Origin of the sequence: Streptomyces sp. NPDC017529 (assembly GCF_044329785.1) — a bacterium.
Taxonomy (GTDB): domain Bacteria; phylum Actinomycetota; class Actinomycetes; order Streptomycetales; family Streptomycetaceae; genus Streptomyces.
Genome location: NZ_JBIRJY010000014.1, coordinates 94,263 through 110,618, shown reverse-complemented (window position 1 = coordinate 110,618; position 16,356 = coordinate 94,263). Strand labels below are relative to the sequence as shown.

At 71.3% G+C, this 16,356-nt stretch carries 12 protein-coding genes; 4 read left to right on the top strand and 8 right to left on the bottom strand.

Annotation, left to right across the window (positions count from 1 at the left end):
* Positions 1 to 121 precede the first annotated feature (121 nt).
* From ACH4K4_RS29225 to ACH4K4_RS29215, 3 genes are all read left to right on the top strand, one after another.
* The gene (locus ACH4K4_RS29225) at positions 122 to 1,102 is read left to right on the top strand and encodes a sucrase ferredoxin (protein ID WP_398171456.1); all 981 of its coding nucleotides are present in this window, start codon (positions 122 to 124) and stop codon (positions 1,100 to 1,102) included.
* Positions 1,103 to 1,585: 483 nt separating this feature from the next.
* The gene (locus tag ACH4K4_RS29220; RefSeq protein WP_398171506.1) at positions 1,586 to 3,283 is read left to right on the top strand and encodes an ATP-binding protein; all 1,698 of its coding nucleotides are present in this window, start codon (positions 1,586 to 1,588) and stop codon (positions 3,281 to 3,283) included.
* Positions 3,280 to 3,954 (top strand): response regulator, encoded by a 675-nt coding sequence (locus ACH4K4_RS29215; protein WP_398171455.1) that lies wholly within the window; start codon positions 3,280 to 3,282, stop codon positions 3,952 to 3,954. Before ACH4K4_RS29220 ends, ACH4K4_RS29215 begins: the two co-directional genes overlap by 4 nt.
* Positions 3,955 to 4,041: 87 nt before the next feature.
* Here the strand turns inward: ACH4K4_RS29215 and ACH4K4_RS29210 are convergent, their stop codons facing one another.
* The 4 genes from ACH4K4_RS29210 to ACH4K4_RS29195 all read right to left on the bottom strand — a co-directional run bounded on the left by ACH4K4_RS29210 (position 4,042) and on the right by ACH4K4_RS29195 (position 8,735).
* Entirely contained in the window at positions 4,042 to 4,719 is a 678-nt protein-coding gene (locus ACH4K4_RS29210; protein ID WP_398171454.1) for a response regulator, read from the bottom strand.
* Positions 4,716 to 5,906, bottom strand: coding sequence for a sensor histidine kinase (locus tag ACH4K4_RS29205; protein WP_398171453.1), 1,191 nt, complete (start codon positions 5,904 to 5,906; stop codon positions 4,716 to 4,718). Before ACH4K4_RS29205 ends, ACH4K4_RS29210 begins: the two co-directional genes overlap by 4 nt.
* Positions 5,907 to 5,945: 39 nt before the next feature.
* Complete coding sequence (locus ACH4K4_RS29200) at positions 5,946 to 6,434, bottom strand: DUF1453 domain-containing protein (protein ID WP_398171451.1); 489 nt, start codon at positions 6,432 to 6,434, stop codon at positions 5,946 to 5,948.
* Between the two features lie 180 nt (positions 6,435 to 6,614).
* Positions 6,615 to 8,735: a type IIA DNA topoisomerase subunit B gene (locus tag ACH4K4_RS29195; protein ID WP_398171449.1), complete on the bottom strand. Its 2,121-nt coding sequence runs from the start codon at positions 8,733 to 8,735 to the stop codon at positions 6,615 to 6,617.
* 446 nt (positions 8,736 to 9,181) lie between these two features.
* Between ACH4K4_RS29195 and ACH4K4_RS29190 the strand changes: the two genes are divergently transcribed.
* On the top strand, positions 9,182 to 9,412 hold the full coding sequence (locus ACH4K4_RS29190) for a hypothetical protein (protein WP_003981845.1): 231 nt from the start codon (positions 9,182 to 9,184) through the stop codon (positions 9,410 to 9,412).
* 209 nt (positions 9,413 to 9,621) lie between these two features.
* On the opposite strand, the gene ACH4K4_RS29185 is transcribed toward ACH4K4_RS29190, so the two are convergent.
* The 4 genes from ACH4K4_RS29185 to ACH4K4_RS29170 form a co-directional block, all read right to left on the bottom strand.
* Positions 9,622 to 10,434 (bottom strand): S1 family peptidase, encoded by an 813-nt coding sequence (locus ACH4K4_RS29185; protein ID WP_398171447.1) that lies wholly within the window; start codon positions 10,432 to 10,434, stop codon positions 9,622 to 9,624.
* Positions 10,435 to 10,582: 148 nt separating this feature from the next.
* Positions 10,583 to 12,136, bottom strand: a complete 1,554-nt coding sequence (locus ACH4K4_RS29180; RefSeq protein WP_398171445.1) for an RNA polymerase sigma factor — start codon at positions 12,134 to 12,136, stop codon at positions 10,583 to 10,585.
* Positions 12,137 to 12,763: 627 nt separating this feature from the next.
* Complete coding sequence (locus ACH4K4_RS29175; RefSeq protein ID WP_398171505.1) at positions 12,764 to 13,699, bottom strand: FadR/GntR family transcriptional regulator; 936 nt, start codon at positions 13,697 to 13,699, stop codon at positions 12,764 to 12,766.
* A gap of 192 nt (positions 13,700 to 13,891) precedes the next feature.
* Positions 13,892 to 16,216, bottom strand: a complete 2,325-nt coding sequence (locus tag ACH4K4_RS29170) for an ATP-binding cassette domain-containing protein (protein WP_398171443.1) — start codon at positions 16,214 to 16,216, stop codon at positions 13,892 to 13,894.
* Positions 16,217 to 16,356: the final 140 nt, after the last annotated feature.

Here is a 16,356-nt window from a genome sequence, read left to right as displayed (position 1 = left end):
AGTGCACCACCGAACCAAATCGATCCCGATTCAGGCCTCCAGTAGTTCTCGTAGTTCTCGTTGGTTCCATTAGCTCCATTCCGGGGTCGCGGGCGTATCAATTGAGGTTAGGCTTACCTATGTGAGCAACTGCGCAGCCGCTTCCCGCGATGGCGCCGAGCCCGTCGCGGGCACTTCGGCCACGGCCCGGACCTGGCTGCTCGTCGAACAGGCCGGGCCCTGGGGCACCAATGCGCTGACCGAAAGCCACCTCGAACCGCGTATCGGCCGCGCCCTGGAGGCGGCGGCGGGCGGCACGGGCGTACGTGTCGCCCTGATCCGCCGGCCGGGTCGGCACGCGGATGGTCGTGGCGCCAACGGCCGCCGGGTCTTTGTCGCGCACACTGCGCCAGGCCGTGCCTGGATCCGCACCACCACTCTCGCCAACACAGAACCATTGCTGGGCCTCGACTTCGTCCGGCTGGGTGGCGGCGAGCACGACGGGCTCTGGGGGCCATATGTCGGTGAGCCGCTGGTCTTCGTCTGCACCAACGGCAAGCGTGACCGCTGCTGCGCCGTGCTTGGGCGGCCGCTGGCCGCGGAGCTTGCCGCCAGCGGGGTCGAGGCGTGGGAAGTGACCCACATCGGCGGTCACCGCTTCTCCCCCACCCTCTTCGTCCTGCCCTACGGATACGCCTATGGGCGGGCTTCCGCTCCCCTGGTCAAGGACGCCGTGGAATCGGCGCGCGAGGGCCGGATCCTGTTGGACCACTGCCGGGGCCGGTCGACCTGGGAGCGGCCGGCGCAAGCCGCCGATCTCGCGGTCCGTGAGCTGATACGCGAGGACCGAGCAGATGCGCTCGACGTCGTGCACACCGAAGCCGCACCGTTTCCCTCGGTCGCACCGTCCCCCGCGGGCGCACCGGCCTCTGCGGGCCCACCGCCGCGCGTTCGCGCTACCTCCACACCTGTCTGGACTGTCGTCGTCGCCCATCGCGACGGCCGGTCCTGGCAGGTCACGGTCGAGCAGCGCGCAGACGGCACCCCGGCCCCCGCCAGCTGCGGCTCCCCGCTCGGCAAGCCATCCCGCATGGCCGTGCCGTCCATACGCCGCCTCGCCTGACGCCGCCCCGCCCGACGCCCCCTCCGCCGGACTCTCGCGCCCCGCGCCAGTCCGCCTCGCCAAGCGCCCGCGCCATCGGCGCAGTACGCGCCTCACCGCACCCGTCGGCCTCATGCCGTCGCCTCCCCCGACCCGTCCGTCTCTCGCGGACGGTAGCTTCGCTGTGACTCTGCGAGATTAGGCGGGCTCGGAAAGGTCGCGAAAGGCCTGTGGATAACCTCCGCGGCGCTTATCCACAGGCTTCGTCAGGGCTTCATCCGGGGCTTCGTCGGCTGACGTCTGTCACGCTGCCCACTGCCCTCGCCGGGCGGATTACCCGGCCGGACGCCGCCCCGCTTACTGTTCGTTCGTATGGGCGTGAGGGACGAGATCGACGCGCGGCAGGGTGCCGGCCGGGGCACCGGCGGCGGGCTTCGCACCGCGCTGTCGGGCCTGCGCCCCCGCCTGGGCTGGCCCCGCCGCGTCTTCGCCCAGGTGCTGCTGATGCAGCTCGCCATCGCCGCCGGTGTGACAGCGCTCGTCACCGGACTTTTCCTCGCTCCGCTCGGCGCGCAGCTCGACGACCAGGCGATGCGCCGTGCCCTCGCCATAGCCCAGACCACCGCCGCCGAGTCCCGCCTCGACGACGCGCTGGAGGGCTCCCGCCCCGCCCGCAACGGCCCCGTGCAGAACGAGGCGGAGCGGATCCGCCGTGCCACGGGGGCGGAATACGTCGTGATCATGGACGTACGGGGCGTGCGCTGGTCCCACACCGACCCGGACGAGATCGGGCGGCGCGTCTCCACCGACCCCAGCGGCGTCCTGGCGGGCCACGAGGTCATGCAGATCGACGAGGGCACTCTCGGCCGCTCCGCGCGCGGCAAGGTACCGCTGCGCGACGAGAAGGGCGGCATCGTCGGCGCCGTCTCGGTCGGCATCGCGTACGAGAGTGTCCAGGAACGGCTGCTGTCCACGGTGCCGCAGCTGCTCGCGTACGCCGGCGGGGCGCTCGCCGTCGGCGCGCTGGCCGCCTACCTCGTCGCCCGGCGTCTCCAGCGCCGCACCCATGGCCTGGCCTTCTCCGACATCTCCGCGCTGCTCACCGAGCGCGAGGCGATGCTGCACGGCATCCGCGAGGGGTTCATCGCGCTCGACGAACGCGGCCGGATCCGGCTGCTGAACGACGAGGCGCAGCGCCTCCTCGACCTGCGTGCCGAGGACACCGGCCGTCCTCTGGAGGACGCGCTGCCGCCGGGCCGTACCGCCGAGGTCCTGGCCGGGCGGGTTCGCGGTGCCGATCTGCTCGCCGTCAGCGGGCAGCGCGTCCTGGTGGTCAACAGGATGCCGACCGACGACGGCGGTGCCGTGGTGACGTTGCGCGACCGTACCGAGCTGGAGCGGCTGGGCCGTGAGCTGGACGGCACCCGCGGGCTCATCGACGCGCTGCGCGCCCAGGACCACGAGCACGCCAACCGCCTCCACACCCTGCTCGGCCTCCTCGAACTCGGCCTGCACGAGGAGGCCGCGGAGTTCGTCACCCAGGCCGTGGGCGTGCACCGGGCGACCGCCGAACAGGTCACCGAGCGGGTGCGCGACCCGTTGGTCGCTTCCCTCCTCGTCGGCAAGGCGACGGTCGCCACCGAGCGCGGCGTCTCGTTGAGCATGTCCGCCGGCAGCCGGCTGCCCGACCGCGTGGTGGACCCGCACAGCCTGGTCACCGTCCTCGGCAATCTGGTCGACAACGCCCTGGACGCCACGGCCGGGCGGCCCGGTGCCCGGGTCGAGGTGGAGATCCTGGCCGAGGGGCGCACCGCCGTGGTCCGGGTCCGCGACAACGGTCCCGGGGTGCCCGAGCCCCGGCGCGCGGAGATCTTCACCGAAGGCTGGACGACCAAGGAGCCTCCGGCGCACGGGCGACGCGGCATCGGTCTCGCGCTCGTACGCCGGCTCGCGGAGCGGTACGGCGGTGCTGCCGAGGTGGGCGAGTGCCCTGGAGGCGGCGCGGTGTTCACCGTCACCCTCCCGGACGCACTGTCCGACGCGCTTTCCGATGACCCACCGGAGCAGCCGTCCGGTGTGCCCGGCACGGTGGATGGCGCCGTTGCGGGTGCACGGCATTCCGAGGGTGGGGAAACCGCAGGTCCGGGCGGGTGTGTGGCGGACGGTCGACGGCCCGGTGACGCTCCGGGGGGCGCGCGATGATCGACGTACTGGTCGTGGACGACGACGTGCGGGTCGCCGAGATCAACGCTGCTTACGTCGCGAAGATCGCGGGCTTCCGTGTCATCCGTCTCGCCCACTCCGCCGCCGAAGCACTGGCCGCCTTGGAGACGCTCCCCGTCGACCTCGTCCTCCTGGACCACTACCTGCCCGACGGAACCGGCCTCCAGTTGGTCTCCCACCTGCGGCAGCGCGGCCTGCAGACCGACGTGATCATGGTGACCGCGGCCCGCGACATCGCGACCGTCCAGGCGGCCATGCGCCAGGGCGCGCTGCAGTACCTGGTCAAGCCGTTCACTTTCGCCGGTCTCCGCTCCAAGCTGGAGGGTTACGCGGCTCTGCACCGCACCTTCGAGGGCGGCGGCCAGGCAGAACAGTCGGAAGTCGACCGGATCTTCGGGGCGTTGGGCGGCGCCAACGCCGGGCCCGCAGAGCTGCCCAAGGGGCACTCGACGGCGACCGCCGACCGGGTACGTTCCGTCCTGCGGTCGGCCGAAGCGCCGCTGTCCGCCCAGGAAGTGGCCCGGCAGGCGGGCCTGAGCCGACAGACCGCCCAGCGTTACCTGAAGCTCCTCGAACGCGCCGGGCGGGTCCGCCTCAGCCTCAGGTACGGCGAGACCGGCCGCCCGGAGCACCGCTACGTGTGGGTCTGACGGCCGCCCCCACCGGCTCGCGTCACGGGTCGATACGGCCGGGTCAACACGGCCGCTGGACACGGCTCCTGCTCCACCATCACCCCATCAGGTGATGGACGCTCCGGGCGGCTGTGCGAGACCGTGCCGGTACGCGTAGTGGATCGCCTGGGCCCGGTCCCGCAGCCCGGCCTTGGCGAAAAGGTTGTTGATGTGCGTCTTCACGGTCGCGTTCGAGACGTGCAGCGACCGGGCGATCTCCGGGTTGGACAGCCCCTCGGCGACCAGCCGCAGCACCTCCACCTCGCGCGCGGTCAGCCCGTCCGGCGGCTGGGCGGGCGCCGCCGCGGCCGGCTTCCGTACGGGTTCGGCGAACCGTTCCAGCAGCCGCCGCTGCACCTTCGGCGACAGTCCCGCCTGCCCCGACAGGACGTCCTCGATGGCCCGTACGATCTCGTCGCCGTCCGCGTCCTTGGTCAGGTAGCCGCGCGCCCCTGCCTCCAGGGCCGGGAAGAGGTGGTCGTCGTCGGCGTAGGTCGTCAGCACCACGACCTCGGTACCCGGGTGTTCCGACCGGATGCGCCGGGTCGCCTCGACGCCGTCGCAGCGGGGCATACGGAGGTCCATCAGGACGACGTCCGGGGCCAGTTCGCCGGCGAGCCGTACAGCTTCCTCGCCGTCCCCCGCCGAGCCCACCACCTCAATCCCCGGCAGCAGCCCCAGCAGCATCACGATTCCCTCGCGCACCACGGTCTGGTCGTCGGCGACCACCACTCGCGCCGTCATGCCGGCACCCTCAACCGCACCACGAAACCCTCCTCGGCAGGACCGGACTCCAGCGTTCCGCCGAGGAGTTCGGCGCGCTCCCGCATCCCCAGGAGACCGTACCCGGAACCGGACGTGCCGAGATCCCGGAGCGGCCCCGGCCTGCCCGATCTGGGTTTCCTGCGCGCGCCGGAGTCCCGTACTTCCAGGCTTACCTCGTCCTCCCCGTAGCCGAGCCGCACGGTCACCCGTGCGCCCGGAGCGTGCTTGCGTACGTTGGTGAGCGCCTCCTGCGCCACCCTGCGCAGCGCGAGCCCGGCTTCGGGGGACAGTTCGCGGCGTTCTCCCGTCACTTCCAGGCGCGCGCTCTCAGCGGCCGTCAGATCGCGCAGGTAGTCCTCCACCGGGGCCATCTCGCCGCGCAGCGCCGACAGCGCCTGCCGGGTGCCGTCCAGCCCTTCCCTGGCCATGCTGCGAGCCGCCACGACCCGGGCCAAGATCTGTTCGCGCTCCTTCTCCAGGTCGTCGCTGCCCTGGATGAGCAGCCGCGCCGCTTCCAGGTGCACCAGCTGCGCGCTCAGACTGTGCGCGAGTACGTCGTGGATCTCACGGGCGATGCGCCCCCGTTCCGCGAGCGCCGCCGTCTCGGCCTCGGCCTTGCGGGCGGCCCGGTCCTGGGCCAGCAGCCGCTGTGCGTTGCCGCGCGCCTCGGAGTCCAGCCGCAGCACGTACCCGGCCAGCCCGAGCCCGATGACGGTCGTCCCGACCGACATCCAGCCGTCCGGGCTGCGCACGGCGTACGCGGCCAGGGAGAACACCACGCACGGCACCGCCGCCGCCAGCGGCAGCCGCTGCATCGAGACGACGGCGCTGGCGCCCCACACCACGGCGGCCGGCGCCGTCGCACCCTCCAGGTGGAAGACGATCGCGCCCGCCTCCAGAAGCGCCAGCAGGCCCAGCGACGGCCACAGCCGGTGCTGGAGCGTCGTGCGGAAGAAGCCCCACAGAACGGCCCCGCACAGCGCGGCCCCGGCCAGGCCAGGCGCCACGCCCGTACCGCTGAACTGCCGGTCGGCCACGGCGCTCCACAGGAGGGCGGCCAGCACCAGAATGCGGATGGCCCACCCGACCCACAGCCGTGAACCGCTGAATCTCTCTCGGGAGAGCGCCTCCCGCAGGGGCCAGCTCGTCCAGGAACTCAGCTGCACAAACGGTCCTTCCGGCACGGGCTCCCGGGGCGTTCGGTCTCAGCCACCGGCAGCAACACGGTACGTCGGCCGCAGCGTCTGGGCCCGCCAGACCATGGTGCCCGTACGGGCCAGCAGCGTGGCGGCCACGGACAGCATCGTGGCCTGGGTACCCAGATGGACCCCCATCAGCAGCCCCACGCCGTACAGGCCGAACCGCAGTGCCGCGCCGAGAACCCAGGCCGCGGCGGTCACAGGGCGGCCCGAGGACCAGACCGCGCCGTCCGGATCGGTCCAGACCCGCATGGTCCACGCCCAGGCCACGCCCGTGAGCGCCCCGATGGCGACCCCCACGGCCAGCAGGACGCCGGACTCCGCCGGGTGCGCGGCGTCCAGCAGCCCCGGTTCGCGGACCGCCATGAAGGCGAGGACGGCGGGCAGCAGCCACCAGCGCTTGCCGTCCGCGTCCAGCCGCTGCGGTTTGAGCTGCCGTACGACCACCAGCGCGATGATCGCGACGATGACGAGAACGTTGAGCGAGCCGCTCATGACCTGGGCCTCCGTGGCGTGGCAACAACAACGCCGTCGACGCTACGAAGCGCGCCCCGCCGCCCGGATCGGCGCACGGGTGGGCCGCGGGTGGAAAAACGGAGGGCGCCTCTCCACCCGTGGGTGGACAGGCGCCCGTACCGGCGCGTGCGGCGCTTCACGCGCCCCCGCGGACTCCCGTCACGTGTCGATGCGGGAAAGGTCCAGGGTGGCGGCGGAGCTGGTGATGAACTCCCGGCGCGGCGCGACGTCGTTGCCCATGAGCAGGTCAAACGTCTTCTCGGCGGTTTCCAGGTCGCTGATGTTGATGCGGCGCAGGGTGCGGTGGCGGGGGTCCATGGTGGTCTCGGCGAGCTGGTCGGCGTCCATCTCGCCCAGGCCCTTGTAGCGCTGGATGCTGTCCTTGTAACGCACGTTCTTGCGCTGCAGTTCCAGCAGGGTCTGGCGCAGCTCGTTGTCGGAGTACGTGTAGATGTACTTGTCCTGGCCTTTCTTGGGCTGCGTCAGCTCGACCCGGTGCAGCGGCGGCACGGCCGAGAACACCCGGCCCTGCTCGACCATCGGGCGCATGTAGCGCTGGAAGAGGGTCAGCAGCAGGGTGCGGATGTGGGCACCGTCGACGTCGGCGTCCGCGAGGAAGATGACCTTGCCGTAGCGGGCGGCGTCGATGTCGAAGGTACGGCCGGATCCGGCTCCTATGACCTGGATGATGGCGCCGCACTCGGCGTTCTTGAGCATGTCCGAAACGGACGCCTTCTGAACGTTGAGGATCTTGCCGCGGATCGGCAGCAGCGCCTGGAACTCGGAGTTGCGCGCCAGTTTGGCGGTGCCCAGCGCCGAGTCGCCCTCGACGATGAACAGCTCGCTGCGCTCGACGTCGTCACTGCGGCAGTCGGCCAGCTTGGCGGGCAGCGAGGACGACTCCAGCGCGGTCTTGCGGCGCTGGGCCTCCTTGTGCTGGCGGGCCGCGATGCGGGTGCGGGCCGCCGCCACGATCTTGTCGAGGACGGCGCGGGCCTGCTGCTTGGCGTCCCGCTTGGTGGAGGTCAGGAACGCCTTCAGTTCCTTGGCCACGACCTGCGCGACGATGCGGGAAGCCGCCGAGGTGCCCAGCACCTCCTTGGTCTGGCCCTCGAACTGCGGCTCGGCCAGCCGGACGGTGACGACCGCGGTCAGGCCCTCCATGGCGTCGTCCTTGACGACGTCGTCCTCGGCGACGCGCAGCAGTTTGGTGGCGCGCAGGGCCTCGTTGACGGTTTTGGCCACCGACCGTTCGAATCCGGACACGTGCGTGCCGCCCTTGGGGGTGGCGATGATGTTGACGAAGGACCTGACGGTGGTGTCGTAGCCGGTGCCCCAGCGCAGCGCGATGTCGACGCCCAGCTCCCGGGTGACCTCGGTGGGCGTCATGTGGCCGCGGTCGTCCAGGACCGGCACCGTCTCCTTGAAGGTGCCCTGGCCGGACAGGCGCAGCACGTCACAGACGGCCTTGTCCTGCGCCAGGTACTCGCAGAACTCGCTGATGCCGCCGTCGTACCGGAAGGTTTCCTCCGTCACCGCCTCGCTCTCGACGCGGCGCTCGTCCCGTACGACCAGGGTCAGGCCCGGCACCAGGAAGGCGGTCTGGCGGGCGCGCGCGTGCAGGTTCTCCAGGGAGAGCTTGGCGTCCTTCAAGAAGATCTGCCGGTCGGCCCAGTAGCGCACGCGGGTGCCGGTCTTCGTCTTGGCGATCCGCTTGCCCTTGAGCAGGCCGTTGGCCGGATCGAAGGGGGCGTCGGGGCCGGACTCGGTGAAGATGCCGGGCACGCCGCGGCGGAAGCTGATCGAGTGGGTCTTGCTGTTGCGGTCCACCTCCACGTCCAGCCGCGCCGACAGCGCGTTGACCACGGAGGCGCCGACGCCGTGCAGACCGCCGGAGGCCGCGTACGAGCCGCCGCCGAACTTTCCGCCGGCGTGCAGCTTGGTCATCACGACCTCGACGCCGCTGAGCCCGGTCTTGGGCTCCACGTCGACCGGGATGCCACGGCCGTTGTCCCGCACCTCCACCGAACCGTCCTCATGGAGGACTACCTCGATGTGGTCGCAGTAGCCGCCCAGCGCCTCGTCGACGGAGTTGTCGATGATCTCCCAGAGGCAGTGCATCAGGCCGCGGCTGTCCGTCGAGCCGATGTACATGCCGGGGCGCTTGCGGACGGCCTCCAGCCCCTCCAGGACGAGCAGGTGCCGCGCGGTGTAGTTGGAACCGTCCCGGTCTGCCCCGGTCAGCACTGCGGTGGACGGCACGGACATCTCGGCGGTCACGCGGTTCGCTCCTCGCTGAATTACTGGTGGTCCGCATTCCGCGGACCCGGTCGTGGCGGTGTCGCCGCTCAGAGCGTACCGAGGCCCGGTAGAGCCGATGTGACGCCACCCGTAAGGATGTCCATGGTAGTAGACTTTCGCTCACGTGTTCGATACCTCGTTGGGGTGAGTCCCCAGTGACGCGCACATCACGTTCCCTTCGAGGCATGAACCATTTAGGCTCCGGGCACGTCCTCTTGAACAACCGGCAAGCCAGCCGGGAGGACAAAATCCCAGCAACCAACGTGAATCAGACCACCACGCAATACGGCTCATTCGCCGCCACCCGGCAACACCCGGCTTCCCCGGAAAAAAATTTTCAGGGAATAGGCACGAGCGGGAACGTTTTCGGCCTGGTTGGATGTTGACCCTGGTACGACAGCTCGTCGAGCTAGAGAAGAGGCGACGTGACTACTGTTCTGACCCCCGCGAGCCCGCTGACGGCCGCTGACCGCTGCGACCGCTGCGGCGCCCAGGCATACCTGCGCGTCGTCCTGATGTCCGGCGGCGAACTGCTCTTCTGCGCCCACCACGGTCGCAAGTTCGAGCCAGAACTCAAGAAGATCGCCGCGGAAATACAGGACGAGACGGAGCGGCTGACCGCCTCTCCCGCGTCTGCGTCCGACGAGGAACGCTGACACATCGCATCCGACGACGAGCGAGCAGCGGCCTAGGGCCGTGCAGCGGGCGGTCTCCCGGTACCCCGGGAGACCGCCCGCACTCGCGTCTGCCCCCGTGACCGACGGGCCCTGCGTTACGGCTGCCGCTCAGCGTGCCCTCTGAGGCCCACTGAGGCTCCGCGGGCCCCCGCCTCGCCCTGTGGGGCCTCCGCCCCGCGTTGCGGCTCTCAGCCGGCGCCATGGGCGGTCACGTGCTTCATCATCGTCGAGATGCGCGTGTAGACACCGGGCTTACCGACCTTTCCGCAGCCCGTCCCCCAGGAGACCAGCCCCACGAGGCGCTTTTTCGCCACCAGCGGACCACCACTATCCCCCTGGCAGGCGTCCCGCCCGCCTTCCGGCGCTCCCGCACACAGCATGGAATCGGCCATGTACTTACCGTCGGCGTTGCCCGGGTACGCCCTGCTGCACGCCGCGTTCGAGAGCACCTGGACCTGCGCCGTACGGAGCGCGTCGGCGTAGCTCCCGTTCCCGGTGGTGTCACCCCACCCGTACACGTTCGCCTTGGTGCCCGCCTTGTACGCGGCGTCGCCGGCCTTGGCCATCGGGAGCGAACGCCCCTTGGGCAGCTGCTTGCCGAGCGTGAGCACCGCGATGTCGCCGGCGTTGCTGTAACTGTCGTACGTCGGATTCACCCAGACCCGCCGCGGCACCAGTTCCTCCCCCGTGCGGCCTCGCATGTTCTCGCGGCCCACGATGATCCGCAGATCCCTGACATGCTGCCACTCCACTCCCAGCACGGCACGGCTCAGGCAGTGCGCCGCCGTGACCACCGTCGCCCGGCCGACCAGCACCCCGCCGCAGAACTGGCCGGAACGGTCCGAGCCAAAGCGCGAGCGGGAGCTGATGGCCACCATCCACGGACTGTTGGAGAGCTTCACCTGCTGTCCTCCCACCACCACCCCGTCCGCCTGCGCGGTCGCCGGTACGGCGAGGACCAGGACTAGGGCCCCGAGGGCGGCCCGGACGTAGGCTCGCATACACGCTCCTGACTGTGCGGAAGTGTTCGCACACCCAGGGTGAGCCAGCCGCGCTGATCACGCACCCGGACACACTGCGGGCCCGGCCCTCCCGAAGGAGGACCGGGCCCGCAGTCCCTCGTACAGCCGTCCGAAACGACCGCCCGGATCAGTCCAGGTAGTCGCGCAGCACCTGCGAGCGCGAGGGGTGACGCAGCTTCGACATCGTCTTGGACTCGATCTGCCGGATCCGCTCACGCGTGACGCCGTAGACCTTGCCGATCTCGTCCAGCGTCTTGGGCTGGCCGTCGGTCAGGCCGAAGCGCATGGAGACCACGCCCGCCTCACGCTCGCTGAGCGTGTCCAGGACCGAGTGCAGCTGCTCCTGCAGCAACGTGAAGCTCACCGCGTCGGCCGGCACGACCGCCTCGGAGTCCTCGATCAGGTCACCGAACTCGCTGTCGCCGTCCTCGCCCAGCGGAGTGTGCAGCGAGATCGGCTCGCGGCCGTACTTCTGGACCTCGATGACCTTCTCGGGGGTCATGTCCAGTTCCTTGGCCAGCTCCTCCGGGGTGGGCTCGCGGCCCAGGTCCTGGAGCATCTGGCGCTGCACGCGCGCCAGCTTGTTGATGACCTCGACCATGTGGACGGGGATACGGATCGTCCGGGCCTGGTCGGCCATGGCGCGGGTGATCGCCTGGCGGATCCACCACGTCGCGTACGTGGAGAACTTGTAACCCTTCGTGTAGTCGAACTTCTCGACCGCACGGATCAGACCGAGGTTGCCCTCCTGGATCAGGTCCAGGAAGAGCATGCCGCGGCCGGTGTAGCGCTTGGCCAGCGAGACCACCAGGCGGAGGTTGGCCTCCAGCAGGTGGTTCTTGGCGCGGCGGCCGTCCTCGGCGATGATCTCCAGCTCGCGCTTGAGCTTCGGCGCCAGCTTGTCGGAGTTGGCCAGCTTGTCCTCGGCGAACAGACCGGCCTCGATGCGCTTGGCGAGCTCGACCTCCTGCTCGGCGTTGAGCAGCGGGACCTTGCCGATCTGCTTGAGGTAGTCCTTGACCGGGTCGGCGGTGGCACCGGCCGCCGCGACCTGCTGCGCGGGGGCGTCGTCCTCGTCGTCGTCGGACAGCACGAAGCCGGCGTTCTCGGCGCCCTCGGGCACCTCGGCCGCGGCGTCGCCGCCCTTGCCGGCGGGCGCCGTCTCCTCGATCGGCTCGTCTTCGAGCAGCTCGTCGACGTCCTTCTTGGCCGCTGTCTTCTTCGCCACGGTCTTCTTGGCCGCTGTCTTCTTCGCGACCGTCTTCTTGGCGGCGGTCTTCTTCGCCACCGTCTTCTTCTCGGATGCGCCCTCGGCCTCGCCGTACGGACTGTCGCCCATCGGGGCGGCCGCGGTGGTGGCCTTCTTCGCCGTGGCGGTCTTGGCCGCGACGGTCTTGGTGGCGGTGCGCTTTGCCGGACTCTTCGCTGCGACGCTCTTGCGGGTGCGCTTGGGCGCCTCTGCGGCACTGACCATCAGCGTCACACCCTCCTCGTCGAGGATCTGGTTGAGGCTGCGCAGAACGTTCTTCCACTGGGTTGGCGGAATCTGGTCAGCCTCGAAGGCCCGACGCACGTCATCGCCGGCGATCTGCCCATCAGCCTTTCCCCGCTCGATGAGCGCCATCACTGACTCGGACTCGGCGATCTCCGGCGGGAGCGTACGGGATGTGCTGGCCGACACGAACAACCTCTCGGAACGATGGAAACGGCTTCCGACCCCGTCCACTGTGGATCGGAGCCGACGACCGCCGGCGGGGATGGACCGACGGCGCGGGGGAAGCCGGGGAGTTGAACAGCGCCGAAAGCGCCGCTCGCATTCCCTCCTCGGCTATCACCTCTTAAGTCATCGCGCCTCCCCGGCGAGCGTTACGCCCAATCTGCGTGGCCCGAGTCACACCACATATCCACACATTCCCTCCCCTACGATGCGCAACCCTCCCAAGCAATCGCCGGGCCCGGAGCATGCTCCCGGGCCCGGCGGCCTTCCGTATGCGGGCTCGCGCGACGGCCGTGCGGCGCCGCCACGCTCGCGGCGGCGCGCTGCCGCGGACCGCAGGCAGCGCCTGTGCGCTCCGATGGCGTGCGCACGCCTTGTGCGCCTTGTGCGCCCCAGTGCGCTTCGTGCGCCGGGCGTCTGCATCGCGCGCCCCGGGTGCTTCGCGCGTTCTCGGCCAGTCTGTCGCGTGAGGGAGGCAGGCCGTCCGCCCCGCGCGGACGCGCCCCGCCCCGTACATACGCACCCTCCGGCCGGTGCCGCCCGGCCGGTACGAGGCCCGGGCGGGCGGAGGCCTTCAGCGGCCTCTGGTGTTCAGTGTTCGCGGGGCGGCGGAACGGTGAGGTCCCCGGAACCGCCGGCGTTCTGGCCGCCTGCCTCGCCGTGGGCGGTCAGAAGGGTCCGCATCGCGCTCTCGGCGCCCGCGGCGTCCCCGGCGCCGATCGCGTCGACGATGCGCATGTGCTGTCCCACGGCCTTCTCCGCGGGACGCTCACAGCCGCCGGCCGGGCCGCCCGAGACGTGCAGAGCGGAGGAGACGATTCCGGAGAGGTGCTCCAGCATGCGGTTGCCGGCGAGCTGGAGCAGCAGGGTGTGGAACTCGGAGTCGGCGCGGGCGAAGGTCAGCGAGTCGCCCTGGGCCGCGGCGTGCCCCATGATCTCGACCATGTCGGCGAGGCGCTGCTGGATGTCGTCGCGGCCGTGGCCCGCGGCGAGCCGGGCGGCGAGGGGTTCGATCGTCCAGCGCAGCTCGGACAGTTCCCGGCGCTGGTCGTCACGCTGCGGTCCGTACGCCCGCCACTCGATGATGTCGGGATCGAGCAGGTTCCAGTCGCTGACCGGACGCACCCGGGTGCCCACGTTCGGCCGGGCGCTGACCAGGCCCTTGGCTTCGAGGACGCGCAGGGACTCGCGCACCACGGTGCGGGAGACCTCGAAGCGCTGGCCGATCTCCTCGGGCACGAGCGGGCGGTCGGCGCCCAGGTCGCCGGAAACGATCATCTGCCCGAGCTGCTGGACGAGTTGGCCGTGCAGTCCGCGGCCGCGGTTGCCCGCCGCCCGGCGGCCGGCCCTGGCCATGTCGGCCTCGGGGCCGTCCCAGACGGGCGGCACGCGATCGGCCCGCTCCACACCCGGAGCGTGGCCGGCGCCGACGGCGCCGGGCGCGCCCGCGGCGTTGGCGTAGGAGTAGCGGTCAAGCTCGCCCGGGCCGGCGAGGCCGGCGTCGGCGGGGCGAGCCGCGGTCATCATGGTGTGCGCAAGGGTACTCACGCATCATTTGTCGGCGACGTCCCGGGACCCCTTGAGGTCTTTGGTGAAAAGCACACGAAAGGGTGATCGCCCATCCTTCCCCAATTGACGCTTTATCGGAAAGAAGACGCGTCTCGCGGGCGGGTGCGGAGAGTTGCCAGGTGAGCGGGCCACCGCAGGGGTCGCACGCGGTCAGCGGGCCCGCCTTCGCAGGGCGATCAGGGCGTAGGCGCAGACCAGTGCGGCGAGCGACAACGCGACGGCTCCGCCTACCGGTTGGGCCGCCAGCCGCAGCACCCCCGCGACCGCCTGGTCGAACCCGGCCGGCCACTGGATCAGCGCCGCCGACCGCAGCCGCGCCGGCACTCCCACCAGGGAGCGAGCGGCCGGAACCGCCAACACCTGCTGCACGAGCGGCAGAACGCCGACCGGTACGGCCAGGACCGCCGCCATCCCCAGCGCGGTGGACCTGAAGACCCCGGCCGCCAGGACGCCGGCCCAGGCACAGCCGACCAGGAGGGCCGTCCAACTGACGGCCAGCATCTTCCAGTCGCCGCCCTGCGGAAGGCCCGCCGAGCCGAACAGACCGCGCACCAGCACGCCGTCCAGGAGCAGCGTGCCGATCGCGAGCAGCACCGCGGCACCGCCGCTGACCAGCAGTTTGGCACCGAGCAGGCCGAGGCGGCGGGGAACCGTCCCCTGCTCGGGGGCGAGCGCGGGATAGCGGAACTCCTGGCCGAAGGAGAGCGCGCCGATCAGCCCGGCGGCGAGTGCGGTCGGCGGGAACGGAAGTTGACGCGGCCATCCGGTGATGACGTGTACACGCGAGGTGTCGCCGACGCGGGCCAGCGCCAGCGCGAAGACCAGGGTGACGACGAGCGAGAGCACGGCCACGATCGGCCCGGTGGGGTCGGTCGAGGCGCGGCGGAGCTCGTAGCGCAGCGGCCACTGCGGGCCGCGCCCGGAAAGCCGTAGACCGGCGAGCTTCAGGGCGGCGGATTCAGCGGAAACGGGAGCGGGGCCGGGGGAACCCGTGGGGAGAGAGGTACGCAGGGGCTTCAGGGGCTTGAAGGTGGATGCCGGGCGCCGGGTTGAGGTCGCGGCAGGGGAAGGCGGGGAGGTCGGTGCTTCGGCGGTCGGTGCTTCGGCGAGCGCCGGTGCGGGTGAAGTGACGGAAGTGGGCGATGTGTTGGAGGTGGGTGGTGTGTTGGAGGTGGGTGAGGTGGTTGCGGGCTCGGGGTGGGCCGGGGACGTGAGGGCGGCCGCGGGTGACGGGAGCGCGTGCTGGGAGACCGCCGCGCTGGTCACTTCGGGCAGGGTGACCGCCTCGACGAAGGCGGCGGAGCCGGCAAGCCGGCCTGTGGCGGTGAGCGGGGCCGGTTCGGCGTGCGGCATCGGTGCGGGGGGCGCGGCGGGGGCCGGAGAGGTGGCGTGCGGGATCGATTCGGCGCAGGCCGCGGGCTCGGCGGGGGCTTCCGTGCCAATGAATACGGCCATTTCGTGGACCGCGCCCTCGCCTGACGCGGACGGTGCGGGCGCAGCAGGGGCCGGGCTATCCGGGCCGTTGACGGCGGTGCGGCTTCGCGCGCGGCCGTCGGCGCGGGTGAGCGGGGTGATCGGGCCGGTGTCCCCCACCTCGTCGGCGAGCCGGTGCACGAGGATGCCGTGCCGGAAGGCGGTATCGCCCACGGTGGCGCAGTTGCTGCCGTAGACGGCGATACGGCTGCCGCTCTCCCGTACGACTTCGACGGCGTGACCGGCGTTCGGGTCCGCTGCCGGGCGGGCGCGCTGCGACTCGTCGACGAGGAGTGACGCGAGCCGGTCGGCGTGTGGCGAGCGGACCACGACGCGGGGGCGCAGCCGGGTGCGGGCGAAGTCGGCCGCGTTCTGGTCGGCGATCAGCCTGCCGTCCTCGATGGTGACCACACGGTGGGCGAGCCGGGCGGCGGACCGGGCGTCGCGCGACGTCAGGAGTACGGTCCCGCCCTGTGCCGCGTACCCCTGGAGCAGGCCGTACAGCCACGCCGCCTCGCGCGGGGACACGTCCACGGAAGGCTCGTCGAGGAGGAGGGTGTGCGGGTCGCCGAGGAGGGCCGCGGCCAGGCCCAGCCTGCGGTCCATGCCCCGCGAGAACGCACCGAGCCGTTCGTCGGCCAGGCCGCTGAGGCCGACGACGTCCAGGACGTCGTCGGCCCGGGACGCGGGGACCCCGGCCGCCGCGCTGAGCATGCGCAGGTGCCCACGCGCCGTCCGGGCCGGATGGCCGGGGACGTCTCCGAGGACCACGCCGAGTTCACGGGCCGGGTTCGGGACGCGGTGCAGCGGACGGCCGCGGAAGAGCGCGACGCCCCGGCCGCTCTCCAACTGGAGCATGAGCCGCAGCGCGGTGGTCTTGCCGGCGCCCTCGGGGCCGAGCAGAACGGTGATCCGGCCGGCCGGAGCCTCGAAGCTCAGGTCGTCGACGGCGGGGCGCTGCCCCTCGCGGGACCCGCCGGTCAGCCCGATGGCCTGGATCATCGCGGCCTCCGCAGGGTGCGGGACCGTACGGAAGCAGGGGGGAGGAGGTGGGGTCTCACCCGACCAAAGGTAACCGCATATGTCTGATTTGCCGGTAATGCCTAGCGGTTACTGCCCGTTCGTGTCACGACCCGCCGCCG